The following is a 12,646-nucleotide window of genomic DNA, read 5'->3' on the forward strand; positions in this document are numbered from 1 at the left end:
TCGGATTCAGGCCCGCAGGATCTCCGCCCGCGGCGGCGGTACGCGGATGAGCGAGGCGTTCTGCCGGCCGTTCAGCGTGGCGATCGCCGGCACCCGGTCGAACAGGCGGAAGATGAGCGGCGGCGCGGTCGTCCCCTTGGCCAGCCGGGCCCCGGCCGCGCGCTCCGCGCGCCGCTGGCTGCGCTGCTCCCTGTCCGTCGGCGGGCGGCGGGCCGCCTCCACCTCCCGGCACGCCGTGTCCAGCGCGTCGGGCGGCGCGGCGGGGTCCAGCAGGCAGGGCAGGATCGCGTTGGCGGTGGCCGCGGCGTCGGCGATGGCGAGGTTGATGCCGTTCCCGCCGACGGGGGAGATCACGTGGGCGGCGTCGCCGATGAGCAGCAGCCCCGGGCGGTACCACGGGTCGACCGAGGTGATCCGCACCGGGAGCAGCGTGAGCTGGTTGACGTCGGTCAGCGAGGAGAGCCGGTCGCGCAGCCATGGCAGCTCCCGCGTGAACGCCTCCACGATCGGCCCGATGCCCCGCTCGCGCACCTGTCCGTGGCTGCCGGCGGCGATCATGTAGCCGAGCTGCCAGCTCGTGTCCTGGTTCAGGACGGCGAGCAGGGCGCCGGGCGCGGTCACCAGTTGCAGGCCCGACAGGGCCGGGTCGTCGGGTTCGCGGGGCACCGCGTGCCACAGCACGTCCAGGCTCGCGCCCAGCTCGGTCGCCGTGAAGCCGCCGAGGGCGCGCAGCTTCGAGTTGCGGCCGTCGGCGGCCACCACCAGGCGGGCGCGCAGCTCGCGGGCGGCGCCGTCCTCGGTGTACGCGACGCCGTTCACGCGGCCGTCCCCGTCGCGCAGCAGCCGGCGGGCGCGGGCGCGCATCCGCAGCTCGAAGCCCGGGTAGGCGGCCGCCTTCTCAGCCATGAAGGGCAGGAAGCGGGCCTGGGGGATGAGCGCGTAGTAGGGGTAGCGGGGGCTGGCGCGGCGGTAGTCGGCCAGGGTGTAGGCGCGTCCTCGGGCCCGCCAGACGAAGCTGTCGGCCACGGTGTGGGGGAGCGTCGCCAGCATCTCGTCGGCCAGGCCGAGGGTGTGCAGGTAGTCGAGGACCGCGGGGGCGATCGAGTCACCGCGGAAGCGGCGGTTGAAGTCGCCGTGGGACTCCAGCAGCGTGACCCGCGCGCCTCCGCGCGCCAGCAGGTAGGCGAGCACGACCCCCGCCGGGCCGCCCCCGACGATCGCGCAGTCCGTGTCGTACTCGCTGCCGGGGCGGCGGTCCGTTTCGTGCGTGCCTACCGAGGACGGTGGGTGGTGGTCGTCATGGTCCGTGGGCATGGACACCTCCTGCCCCCGTCTTCGGCGGGCATGAGCGACTCGGTTGCACGTCCCGGCGCGTCACACCCCCGTCAGGTGGCGGCGCACGTGTCGTGGGTGGCGTCGAAGCCGGTGATCGCCTCGGTGTCGTCGGCCCGCAGCGGCTTCACGCCCTTCCAGTCGTTCCCGATGACGAGGATCAGCCGGCTCGTCCGGGCCCCGGAGACGGCGCGCGGCGTCACGGCCAGCAGGTCCTTGCTCAGCGTGGGGACGCTGGTCTCGCCGTTCGGCGAGTAGAGGACCGTGGTCTTCGGGTACGGCTTGCGGGCCGTGTCGCCGACCTTGGTGATGTGGTAGCCCCGCTGTTCGAGCGCGGCGGCCACCTGGGTGCCGAGCCCGCCCCGGTACGTGCCGTTGCGCAGCTCGATCTGCACCTTGGAGCGGGCCACCTTGGTCTGGCCGCCCTTGACGCCGCCGGGGTCGCGGTCCTGGGCCACGATCTGGAACAGCCTGCCGGCCTGCGGCTGCACCCACTCGACCCGGCCGGGCTGGGTGAGCGAGTAGTGCCAGGGCGTGGTGATGAACCGGATCTTCCCGGCGTTCATCCCCTGCAGGCCGGTCGCCAGGTCCTTCATGACGCCCGGCGTGAGGCCGGGGTCGGTGGTGACGGCCTTGGTGCCCGCGTCCAGGAAGCCGAGCAGCTTGGCCGGGTCGGTCAGGGTCTCGCCGCTCATCACCTTCTTGACCATGGAGGCGATGAACATCTGCTGCCGCTGGATCCGGCCGATGTCGGAGCCGTCGCCGAGGCTGTAGCGGGCGCGCACGTAGCCGAGCGCCTGCTCGCCGTTCAGGTTCTGGCGGCCGGCGGGCAGGTGGAGCAGCGCCTTCTTGTCGTTGACGGCCTGCGGCAGGCACACCTGGACGCCGCCGATGGCGTCCACCATGCTCTTGAACCCGGTGAAGTCCACCTTGACGTAGTGGTCGATGTGGATGCCGGTGAGCGACTCGACGGTGCGCCACGTGCAGGCGATGCCGCCGGAGTTGAACGACTCGTTGATCATGCCGAGGTGGGCCTGCTGGCCGGGCAGGTTCCTCTTGGCGCGGCAGGCCGGGAGCTGCACCAGGGAGTCGCGGGGGAAGCTGACGACCATCGCGTTGTCCCGCTTGGACGACAGGTGGGCCAGCATGATGGTGTCGGTGCGCTCACCCGCGACGCGGCCGTACTTCGCGTTCTTGCCGTTGCGCTGGTCGGAGCCGACGATCAGCACGTTGAGCGCGGTGCCGGCGACCTTGGGCGGGCGGGTGGCGCCGAGGTCCTCGGCGGTGACGTCCTCGTGCTTGACGTTGCCGGTCAGCCGGGCGTAGACGGCGACCGCGCCGGCCGCGATCAGCAGGACGACCGTGACGGCGACCACGATGATCCACCGCGCCCAGCGTCCGCGGCCACGCGGCGCCGGCTCGCGCGATCCGGACGGCGGCGACGGGGGCGCGTCGACAAGCCCGCTGCTCACATGACTCCCAAGGGGGACGGGGCCGAGGGCGCCGCCCGTGGCCAGGAGCCTGGTGGTGCAGATGTCGGCCGGTTGAGAACCAGGCCGAGTGTACTTATCCGGCGTATGGGCGATGTAAGGACGGCGAAATGTCCGGATTATCGGGTCTTGCCGTCACTCGGCAGCGTCACCCGGAGCGACAGGGCGCCGCGCAGGTCGAGCCATGCGCTCCCCGGCCCGCGCACGAGCCGCAGCACCACCTCCTCGCAGCCCGGACAGCGTCCCACCAGCCCGGGCTCCGGGCCGTACACGTGCAGCGCGGCGATCGGACCCGCCAGGCCGCAGCTCGCGCACCGGCCGGTCGCCGCGGTGACGTCCACGGCGAACAGCTCGGCCAGCGGACCGGCCAGCGCGTTGCCGTCGAGGTGGTCGGCGGTCATGCCTGCCCCCTGTGGTCGGGTCGGCCCCCGGTGGGGCCGAAGCCTGGTGGTCGGCTCAGCCTCCGGTGGGGCCGAAGCGTTCGGTGCGGATGCGCTCGGGCGCGTGGCCGAGCGCGAGCAGCAGGTCGGCGACCGTCTCCACGAACCCCGTCGGCCCGCACACGTAGCAGTCGGGCTCGAACGACGACGGCCAGCCGCCCTCGGCGAGGTCGTCCAGCATGACGCGCCCGGCCGGCCGGGGCCAGGGGTCCGGCGTGCCGCGCGTGTAGAGGAAGGTCACGTCCACGCCCGGGTCGGGCCGGCGCAGCTCGTCCGCGTAATAGCGGCCGCCGGGCTCGCGCAGGGAATACAGCAGCCGGAACGGCACGCGGCTGCCCGCGCGGCGGCGCTCGCGCACCATCGCCATCAGCGGCACGACCCCGGACCCGCCCGCGACGAGCAGCACCGGCGCGGCGCTCTCCGGCCGCCACACGAACCACCCGCCGACCGGCCCGCGGATCTCGACCTCGTCGCCGACCTCCATGACCTCGGTCAGGTACGGCGAGACCTCGCCGTCCGGCACGCGTTCGACGGTCAGCTCGACGGTGTCGCCGTCGGCCGGGGCGGCCAGGGAGTAGCTGCGCTGCGTGCTGTAGCCGTCCTCGGCGGTCAGGCGCACGTCCACGTGCTGGCCCGCGAGGTGGCCGGGCCAGCCGGGCACCGAGAACCGCAGCGTGCGCGCGGTCGGCGTCTCGTCGCGGATCCCGGTCAGGCGGGCGGCCGTCCAGCGCGCCCGGCGGGCGGGGGCCCGCTCCACCGAGGCCCGCTCCACCAGGGGCCGCTCCACTAGTCGCCCTCGTAGCGCTGCTCGCGCCACGGGTCGCCGTACTCGTGGTATCCGGCGCTCTCCCAGAAGCCGGGCCAGTCCTCGTTCAGCAGCCGGATGCCGCGCACCCACTTGGCGGACTTCCAGAAGTACAGGTGGGGGACGAGCAGCCGGGCCGGGCCGCCGTGGACGGGCGCCAGCTCCTCGCCGTCGTAGCGGTGGACGATCCACGCCTTGCCGTCGAGCAGGTCCTCGACCGGCAGGTTGGTGGTGTAGCCGCCGTACGAGTGGACCAGCGCGTACTCGGCGGCGCTCTCCACGTCCTCGAAGAGCACGTCGAGCGAGACGCCCTCCCAGTGGGTGTCCAGCTTGGACCACTTGGTGACGCAGTGGATGTCCACGGCCGGCCGCTCCTGCGGCAGCGCCATGAACTCCTCCCACGACCACCGGCGGGTCTCACCCGCCTCGGTGTCGATGGCGAACTCCCATCGGTCGGCCGGCACGCGGGGCGTCGGCCCGGCCGACAGCACGGGGAAGTCCTCGACGAGGTACTGGCCGGGCGGCAGCCGGTCGCCGCCGGCTCGGGGCCGGCCGCGAAAGCCGCGCGAGACGATGGCCACGGCGCCTCCTTCTGACACTCTCCCGCCATTCCATCACGGGCCCGTTCCAAGATCCGCAGGGGGCGCATAGCCTGGGTCGCGGGGCGCCGCCATCGGGAGGAGCAGGGCCGTGAGCGACCGCAAGCCGTACGGGGTGAACTTCGAGTCGTGGATCGACCGGCAGATCCGCGAGGCGGAGGAGCGCGGCGAGTTCGACGACCTGCCGGGCAAGGGCAAGCCCCTGCCCGATCTCGACAAGCCGTACGACGAGATGTGGTGGATCAAGCAGAAGCTGCGCAGCGAGGGGCTGTCCATGCCGCTGCCGCCGACGCTCCAGCTCCGCAAGGACGCCGAGGAGGCGCTGGCCGAGGCGCGCGCCGCCCGCTCCGAGCGGGAGGCACGGCAGGTGGTCGAGGAGATCAACGCCCGCATCCGCGAGGCCATCCGCACCGGGCTGTCCGGCCCGCCGCTCAACCTCCTCCCGTACGACGTGGAGAAGGTCGTGGCGGAGTGGCGCGCGGCCCGCTGAGACGCCTGCCGCCGGGTCCTGGACCGACCGCGCGACGGCGCTCACAATCGGGGCCATGGGCGTGGACGAGGGCAGGGACGAGGGCAGGGACGACGGCGGGCACGTGGGGGCGCGCGCGCCCCGCCGGGAGGACGCCCGGCTGCTGACCGGCCGGGCCAGGTACGCGGGCAACGTGCGGCTCCCCGCGACGGCCCACGCGGTCGTCGTGCGCAGCCCGATCGCGCACGGGCGGCTCGCCAAGTGCGACACCGACGCCGCGCGCGCGGCCGGCGGGGTGCTCGACGTCATCACGCCCGCCGACGCGGCGGACGTGCGGCTGCCGTGCGTGACGCTCGCCGTCGGGCAGCGCGACACCTCCTACCCGGCCATGGAGGAGACGGTCCGGTACGTGGGGCAGCCGCTCGCCGTGGTCGTCGCCGAGACGCCCGAGGCCGCCGCCGACGCCGCCGCGCTGCTGGACCTCGACCTGGACGAGCTGCCACCGGTCGTCGACGTGGAGCGGGCGCTGGAGGCGGACGCGCCGATCCTCCACCCCGACTGGGGCTCCAACGTGCTCACCGACTCGGTCCTCGGCGACGCCGACTGCGAGGAGGCCATCGCCGGCGCCGCGCACGTGGTCGAGCTGGCCTTCCGGTACGGCCGGGCGTCGCCGTACCCGATGGAGCCGCGCGCGCTCGTCGCCACGTACGCCGACGGGGAGCTGACGATCCGCACCTCGACGCAGGCGCCGCACCACGTGCGCGACCACGCGGCCGACGCGCTCGGGCTGACCCACGACCGGGTGCGCGTCGTCAGCGGCGACACCGGCGGCGGGTTCGGCGGCAAGGAGCACCTCTACCCCGACGAGGCGCTGGTCTGCCTGGCCGCGATGCGCCTCGGCGGGCGGCCCGTGCGCTGGACCGAGTCGCCCGGCGACCGGCTGGTCGCCACGCTGCCCGCCCGGGCCGCCCTGCACCGGGCGCGGCTGGCGCTGGACGCCGACGGCAGGTTCGTGGCGTTGCACGCCGACGTCGTCGGCGACATCGGGGCGCACCCGTCCAACGTCGGCATCTCGCCGTTCTCGGTGACCGCCATCCTGCTGCCCGGCCCGTACCGGTTCGACCGGGCGGCCGTACGGGTGCGCGGCGTCGTCACGACGACCACGCCGACCGGCTCCTACCGGGGGTTCGGCCAGCCGGAGGCCACGTACACGCGGGAGCGGCTGATCGACGAGGCGGCGCGGCGACTCGGTTTCGACCCGGTGGAGCTGCGGCTGCGCAACCTGCTCGGGCCGGAGGAGCTGCCGTGCGTGTCCCGGCTCTACCAGCCGTACGACTCGGGCGACTACCCGCGCGCCCTGCTCACGCTGCGCGACCTGGTGTCCGAGGGCGTCGGGAGCGGCCCGGCGTCCGCGCGGGGCGACGGGCGCAGGCGGGCCGTCGGGTACTCCTGCCACGTCGAGGCGACCGGGCTCGGGCCGTCGAAGGACATGAAGACCACGGGCCAGCTCGCGGGCGGGTACGAGATCGCGGTGGTGCGCATGGAGCCCGACGCCTCGGTCGTCGTCGCCTCCGGCGTGGCGGCGATCGGCCAGGGCATCGAGACGACGCTGGCCCAGCTCGCCGCCGACCGCATGGGCGTCGACCCCGGACGGGTGCGGGTGGTGCTGGGCGACACGGCGGCCACGCCGTACTCGCCGATCGGCTCGATCGCCAGCCGCTCGCTGGTCGTCGGCGGGGCGGCGCTCACCCAGGCCGCGACCCGCCTGCGGGACAAGATCCTGGCCATCGCCGCCCACCGCCTGGAGGCCGCGGCCGAGGACCTGGAGATCGCCGGCGGGACCGTACGGGTCAAGGGTGACCCGCGCGCCGCGCTGACGCTGCGCGAGGTCGCCACGTCGGCGTGGCGCGGCTGGGACCTGCCCGAGGGCGCCTCGCCGGGGCTGGAGGAGCGGGCCGTCTACGACCCGTCCGCCTACACCTACGCCTACGGCGCCCACGCGGCGGCCGTGGCCGTGGACCCGGAGACCGGGGCGGTCGAGGTGGAGGGCTACTGGGCGGTCAACGACTGCGGCGTGCAGGTCAACCCGGCCATCGTGGACGGCCAGCTCGCGGGCGGCATCGCGCAGGGCATCGGCATGGCGCTGACCGAGGAGATCGTCTACACCGACGACGGGCAGCCGATCACCGAGTACCTGCTGCCGACGACCAGGGAGGTGCCCGCCCTCGGGCTGGCGAGCCTGGTGACGCCCTCGCCCGTCACGCCCGGCGGCATGAAGGGCGTCGGCGAGGCCGGCACCATCGGCCCGCCCGCCGCCATCGCCAACGCGGTCGCCGCCGCCCTGCCCGAGGTCGCGGACCTGATCACGGTCACGCCGCTGACGCCGGAGCGGCTGTGGACGCTGCTGACGCATGTCCGCGCCGCTGCCGGGTAGCCGTCAGCGAATGGACCTCGCTGACTGGTTCCTCACGGACGAGGAACGCGGCAACCCGTCCACCCGGCTGGGCGCCTGGACCACGGGCAACCTGGTGCGTCCACTGATCCACGGGGCGGCCTACTTCGCCGAGCTCAAGGAGTGCCTGGAGAGCGCGCGCGAGGACGACCTGGTGCTGTTCGCCGACTGGCGCGGCGACCCCGACGAGCGGCTCACCGACGACGGGCCGCGGATCTCCGACGCGCTGGCCGGGGCGGCATCGAGAGGAGCGCTGGTCAGAGGGCTGATCTGGCGATCCCACCTGGACGCGCTGCGCTTCAGCGCCGAAGAGAACCGGCACCTGGGCGAGAAGATCGAGGCGGCCGGCGGTCAGGCGTTGCTCGACACCCGGGTCCGCCCCGGCGGCGCCCACCACCAGAAGTTCGTGGTCGTCCGGCGCCCCGGCGACCCCGACCGGGACGTGGCCTTCGTCGGCGGCGTGGACCTGTGCCACAGCCGCCGCGACGACGCCGACCACCACGGCGACCCCCAGGCCGCGCCCATGCCCGACGTGTACGGCGAAAGCCCACCCTGGCACGACGTCCAGGCGGCGATCCACGGCCCGGCGGTGGCCGAGGTGGAGACCGTGTTCCGCGAGCGCTGGGAGGACCCGGCCCCGGAGACCCGGCAGCCGTTGAGACGCCTGCGCGACCACCTGGAGCGGATGGACGACGTGCCCCCGCTGCCCCCGCCGGGCCCCGCTCCCGGCCGGGCCGGCACGCACGCCGTGCAGCTCCTGCGGACGTATCCGTACCGGCGGCGCCCGTACCCGTTCGCCCCGCGCGGCGAGCGGAGCGTCGCCCGCGCCTACCGGAAGGTGCTGCGCCGGGCCCGCTCGCTGGTCTACCTGGAGGACCAGTACCTGTGGTCCACCGAGGTGATCGAGCCGTTCGCGGAGGCGCTGGAGCGCGAGGACGAGCTGCGCATGATCGTCGTCGTGCCCCGGCACCCCGACCAGGACGGCTGGCTGGCCGGTCCGGCGAGCCTCATCGGCCGGGCCGAGGCCCTGGCCCGGCTCACGGAGGCGGGCGGCGACCGGGTCGCGGTGTACGACCTGGAGAACCACGCGGGCACGCCGGTCTACGTGCACGCCAAGGTGTGCGTGGTGGACGACGTGTGGGCGAGCGTCGGGTCCGACAACGTCAACCTGCGGTCGTGGACGTACGACTCGGAGCTGAGCTGCGCGGTGCTGGACGAGGAGCCCGACCCGCGCCCGCCCGCCGGTGGCCGCCGCTTCGCCCGGGACCTGCGGCTCGCGCTGTCCGCCGAGCACCTGGACCGCGACCCGGCCGACGTGGACGACCTGTGCGACCCGAAGGCGGCCTTCGAGGCGTTCGCCGAGTCGGCGCGGCGCCTGGAGTCCTGGCACCGCGGGGAGCGCCGGGGCGCCCGGCCGCCCGGCCGTCTCCGGCCGCACCCGGCTCCCGAGCTGGGGCGCTTCCGCAAGCTGCTGGCCATGCCGCTCTACCGGGCGGCCGTGGACCCCGACGGCCGACCGGCAGCCCTGCGCCGCTCCCGCCGCTTCTGACCCCGCCGCGACCCGAGCCCGCCGCTTCTGACCCGGCCCACCCGAGCCCGCCGCTCCGTGCGCCCGCGCGACTCCATTCCGCCTCCCGCCCCCACCGGGCTCGTGGTGACCGGCGCATCGTGGTGACGCGGGCGGAAACCGGGACGAGGAGGGGAGGGGGACGGCGCGCGACGCTAGGACGGGGAGGGGGTGGCGGCGCTGTCGAGGACGGCCTGGAGCTGGGCCGGGTCGGCGGCGCCACCGGCGGCGAGGACGGTGCCCCCGCGGTCGGTCACCACCGCGTACGGCGGCCACAGGATGTCGTTGCGGTCGTACACGTCCGGGTCCACCACCAGCGGCGGCCCGTCGGCGCCGAAGGACCCGTCCTTGGGAGCCGCGCTGACCAGCACGACCTCCATCCGGGCGGCCATGGCGGTGAAGTGGGGCAGCATCGTCGTGCACAGCCCGCACCCCGGCGAGACGAGCGCGTACAGGACCCGGTCGGCGGTCCGCTCCGGCGCGCCCTCCAGCGCGAAGGGCGTGCCGGGCCGGGGACCGTGTTCGAGCGGGCCTCTCGTGCCCGCGGCACCGGAGGCACGGCCGCCGCGCGGGCCGTGCCGTCCGCGTCCGGGCACCAGGAGCGGCAGCCCGAACGCGACTCCCAGGAGCGCGGCGGCCACGGGCACCTGGAGCGGCGCGAACGGCGCCGGCCCCGCCGCCACCGCCATGAGCGCGAGCACGAGGAGCACGCCCGTGCGCGCCATCGTGCCGGGCCCGACCAGGTCACGACCGCCGAAGCAGCCACAGCCCACGCTCAGCCCGCGCCGCAGCACCGACCCCATCGCGCCGAGGAACACCGCGAACAGCAGCACCGCCGCCACGGCCGCCCACAGGCGCGTCACCGGCACCATCAGCAGGGCCGCCGCCACCACCTCGACGACGAGCACGGCCACGGCGGCGGGCAGGGCCAGCCGGGCCGGCAGCACCCGGTAGCCCTCGATCGTCGCGGCGAACGCGCGGACGTCGCGGATCTTGCCGAGGGCCGCCCCCAGCAGCACGGCCGCCACCGCGAGCGGCGCCGACGCGAGGACGATCACGACACCTCCTGGTAGGCCGACGCCTGGAGCGCGTAGAGGTCGGCGTAGAGCCCGTCGCGCGCCATCAGCTCCTCGTGCGTGCCCTGCTCGGCCACGTGCCCGTGGTCGAGGACGTAGATCCGGTCGGCGTAGCGGACGCTGGCCAGCCGGTGGGTGATGAGCACGATCGTACGTCCGTCGGCATGCGACCGGATGCGCTCGAACAGGGCATGCTCGGCCCGGGCGTCCAGCGCCGAGGTCGGCTCGTCGAAGATGACCAGCGCGGCGTCGCGGTAGAAGCCGCGCGCCACGGCGATGCGCTGCCACTGGCCGCCCGACAGGTCGTGCCCGCCGCGGAAACGCCGGTCGAGCAGGGCGTCGTAGCCGTCCGGCAGCGCGGCCACCACCTCGTGCGCGCCCGACGCCCGCGCGGCGGCGGCCAGCCGGCGCTCGTCCACGGCCTCGCCCATGACGATGTTCTCGCGGACGGTCAGCGGCCAGCGCGTGTGGTCCTGCGCGATGACCGACACGTGGCGGCGCAGCGCGTCGGCGTCGAGCGTCGCGAGGTCGGCGCCGTCCCAGCGGACCGCGCCCGTGTCCGGCCGGTAGAGCCCGGCCAGGAGCTTGGCGAGCGTGGTCTTGCCCGAGCCGTTCTCGCCGACTAACGCGATGACCTCGCCGCGGTTCACGGTCACACTGACGCCCGACAGCGCGGGACGGCCGGCTCCCGGGTAGGTGAACGTGACGTCGTCGGCGGTCAGCCGGCGGAAGGGCGCGGGCGCGAGAGCGCCGCCCGAGGGGGCCGCGCGCTCCTCGGCCAGCTCGCGGAAGGTCAGGTAATCGCCGAAGTACAGGCCCGCCTCGTAGAGGCGGTTCATGGCCTGGATCAGGCCGGTCAGCGAGCCCTGCCCGGCGCGGACGGCGAGCACCGCGGCCCCGGCCACCGCCAGCGGGACGACACCGGCCGCGAGCAGCGCGCCGAGCGCGACGTAGACGCCGGCCGTGGCCACCCCGGTCATCAGGTCGCCGGCCGCCTTGGCGGCGGTGCGCCGGCGGGCCACGTCGAGCTGCACCTCCTGCTCCAGGTCGGCCACCTTGGCGTACTGGCCCAGCAGGAAGCCGCGCAGCCCGTAGGCGCGCACCTCGGCGGCCGGCAGCCGCTCGGCCATCAGGTCCGACAGCATGAACTTGCGCCGGCGCGCCGCGGAGAGACGGTAGAAGCCCTGGTAGCCGAGGCGGGCGGCCCGGACGGCGGCCCAGCCCGCGGGCAGGGCGGTGACCAGCAGCAGCGGCGTCAGGACCGGGTGGAGCAGGCCGAGCGCGACGGCGGAGGCCAGCACGCCGACGGCGGCGGTGAGCACGGAGACGGCCGTCTCGACCACGGTCGCGCTGTCGGGGACGCCGCTGTCGCGGGCGCGCCGCATCGCGTTGTGGAAGTCGTGGTCGTCGAACGCGGTGAGGTCGACGCGGGTGGTCAGCTCGAACAGCCTGGTCTCCGCGAGCCGTTCGACCAGGGGCTTCAGCCGGGCCTGGGCCCAGCCGGCGCCCGTCAGCAGCGCGCCGCGCAGTCCGGCCGCGCCGGCGACGAGCAGGAGCGAGGGGAGCGCGGCCCGCACCCGCTCGGGGGTGGGCCCGGCGGCGAACAGGGAGGCGAGCACGTCGGAGGTCGCCACCAGGCCGAAGACCGTGAACACGCCGGCCGCCAGAGCACCCGACACGGCCGCCGCCGTGTCGCGGGGGCTGGCCTCCCAGGCCAGCCGCAGCGCGCCGGTGACCAGCGAGGGGAGGCGGCGGGCGATCGTGGCGAGCGTCGTGGTCAGGAGATGCTCGTCGTGGCTCTCCCAGTAGGCGACGTCCAGCCCGGACCTGTCGTCCGGGACATCGGCGTCCCGTGCGGAGGATGGCGTGCGCTGACTCGCGCCCAGGCGCCGCAGCTTCAGCCTCACGCAGGGAGGCTCTTTCGTGACAACCGGCACGGCGGAGTTCCCCGAATCACGCAGTCAATCTAGGTGACGCCAGAAGCACTGTAAAGGGCGGAGTAAATACAATTAGGGCGATTCGGGAACCCTCTAGACATGTGTCCGGATATCTGCCCATAATGCGTCCGTTTGTGCGTGACCTTGGTCGCAAACGCGATTCCGGGCCACGCGCAGGGTGCGGGAGACGGCGCCCACCCAAGCGCCCTCCCAAGGCTGATCCCAACAGCGGTCGTCGATCGACGGCCAAGGAAGGAGCCCCCATGTCCGCTCTTGCTCTGGAGCCCCGCGACGCCGGTGTCCTCGAGTTCGAGGACCTCATGGTCGACTTCGAGGGTGAGCTCGGCAAGCTGCTTCACGGCCCGCAGGCCTGCGTCAACACCTGCAAGCGCACCGTCTGCAGCAGCTTCCCCTGCTGCCCGTCCATCGTCTGACATACCCACGGTCACGCCGTGACGCGTGACCGGCGCAATGCGCCG

Annotated in this window: 11 protein-coding genes; 4 read left to right on the forward strand and 7 right to left on the reverse strand. The window is 74.5% G+C overall.

The annotated features are described in order from the left end of the window. Positions 1–6 precede the first annotated feature (6 nt). The 5 genes from HD595_RS17980 to HD595_RS18000 all read right to left on the reverse strand — a co-directional run bounded on the left by HD595_RS17980 (position 7) and on the right by HD595_RS18000 (position 4,648). The gene (locus HD595_RS17980; RefSeq protein WP_253770469.1) at positions 7–1,314 is read right to left on the reverse strand and encodes an FAD-dependent monooxygenase; all 1,308 of its coding nucleotides are present in this window, start codon (positions 1,312–1,314) and stop codon (positions 7–9) included. A gap of 71 nt (positions 1,315–1,385) precedes the next feature. Then, positions 1,386–2,804, reverse strand: coding sequence for an LCP family protein (locus HD595_RS17985; protein ID WP_253770471.1), 1,419 nt, complete (start codon positions 2,802–2,804; stop codon positions 1,386–1,388). 137 nt (positions 2,805–2,941) lie between these two features. Beyond that, entirely contained in the window at positions 2,942–3,223 is a 282-nt protein-coding gene (locus HD595_RS17990) for a DUF6510 family protein (protein ID WP_253770473.1), read from the reverse strand. Positions 3,224–3,278: 55 nt separating this feature from the next. Then, complete coding sequence (locus HD595_RS17995) at positions 3,279–4,049, reverse strand: ferredoxin reductase (RefSeq protein WP_253770475.1); 771 nt, start codon at positions 4,047–4,049, stop codon at positions 3,279–3,281. Continuing rightward, the gene (locus tag HD595_RS18000) at positions 4,049–4,648 is read right to left on the reverse strand and encodes a sulfite oxidase-like oxidoreductase (protein WP_253770476.1); all 600 of its coding nucleotides are present in this window, start codon (positions 4,646–4,648) and stop codon (positions 4,049–4,051) included. Before HD595_RS18000 ends, HD595_RS17995 begins: the two co-directional genes overlap by 1 nt. A gap of 109 nt (positions 4,649–4,757) precedes the next feature. Between HD595_RS18000 and HD595_RS18005 the strand changes: the two genes are divergently transcribed. From HD595_RS18005 to HD595_RS18015, 3 genes are read left to right on the forward strand one after another with little or no spacing between them, the layout of a single operon-like run. After that, entirely contained in the window at positions 4,758–5,156 is a 399-nt protein-coding gene (locus tag HD595_RS18005; RefSeq protein WP_253770477.1) for a DnaJ family domain-containing protein, read from the forward strand. A 55-nt stretch (positions 5,157–5,211) separates the two neighbouring features. Further along, complete coding sequence (locus tag HD595_RS18010) at positions 5,212–7,569, forward strand: xanthine dehydrogenase family protein molybdopterin-binding subunit (protein ID WP_253770478.1); 2,358 nt, start codon at positions 5,212–5,214, stop codon at positions 7,567–7,569. Between the two features lie 10 nt (positions 7,570–7,579). Further along, entirely contained in the window at positions 7,580–9,136 is a 1,557-nt protein-coding gene (locus HD595_RS18015; RefSeq protein WP_253770479.1) for a phospholipase D family protein, read from the forward strand. A 173-nt stretch (positions 9,137–9,309) separates the two neighbouring features. Here the strand turns inward: HD595_RS18015 and HD595_RS18020 are convergent, their stop codons facing one another. Beyond that, the gene (locus HD595_RS18020) at positions 9,310–10,212 is read right to left on the reverse strand and encodes a MauE/DoxX family redox-associated membrane protein (protein ID WP_253770480.1); all 903 of its coding nucleotides are present in this window, start codon (positions 10,210–10,212) and stop codon (positions 9,310–9,312) included. Next, positions 10,209–12,137 (reverse strand): ABC transporter ATP-binding protein, encoded by a 1,929-nt coding sequence (locus tag HD595_RS18025; protein WP_253770481.1) that lies wholly within the window; start codon positions 12,135–12,137, stop codon positions 10,209–10,211. Before HD595_RS18025 ends, HD595_RS18020 begins: the two co-directional genes overlap by 4 nt. 293 nt (positions 12,138–12,430) lie before the next feature. Between HD595_RS18025 and HD595_RS18030 the strand changes: the two genes are divergently transcribed. Further along, on the forward strand, positions 12,431–12,601 hold the full coding sequence (locus HD595_RS18030; protein WP_253770482.1) for a hypothetical protein: 171 nt from the start codon (positions 12,431–12,433) through the stop codon (positions 12,599–12,601). The last annotated feature ends 45 nt before the right edge of the window (positions 12,602–12,646 follow it).

The sequence above is a fragment of the Nonomuraea roseoviolacea subsp. carminata genome (genome assembly GCF_024172185.1).
GTDB classification, from domain to species: domain Bacteria; phylum Actinomycetota; class Actinomycetes; order Streptosporangiales; family Streptosporangiaceae; genus Nonomuraea; species Nonomuraea roseoviolacea.

Coding starts and splice junctions, on each gene's coding strand:
- HD595_RS18015 (WP_253770479.1), top strand. CDS start 7,580: ATGGACCTCGCTGACTGGTTCCTCACGGACGAGGAACGCGGCAACCCG.
- HD595_RS18010 (WP_253770478.1), top strand. CDS start 5,212: ATGGGCGTGGACGAGGGCAGGGACGAGGGCAGGGACGACGGCGGGCAC.
- HD595_RS17980 (WP_253770469.1), bottom strand. CDS start 1,314: ATGCCCACGGACCATGACGACCACCACCCACCGTCCTCGGTAGGCACG.
- HD595_RS17990 (WP_253770473.1), bottom strand. CDS start 3,223: ATGACCGCCGACCACCTCGACGGCAACGCGCTGGCCGGTCCGCTGGCC.
- HD595_RS18030 (WP_253770482.1), top strand. CDS start 12,431: ATGTCCGCTCTTGCTCTGGAGCCCCGCGACGCCGGTGTCCTCGAGTTC.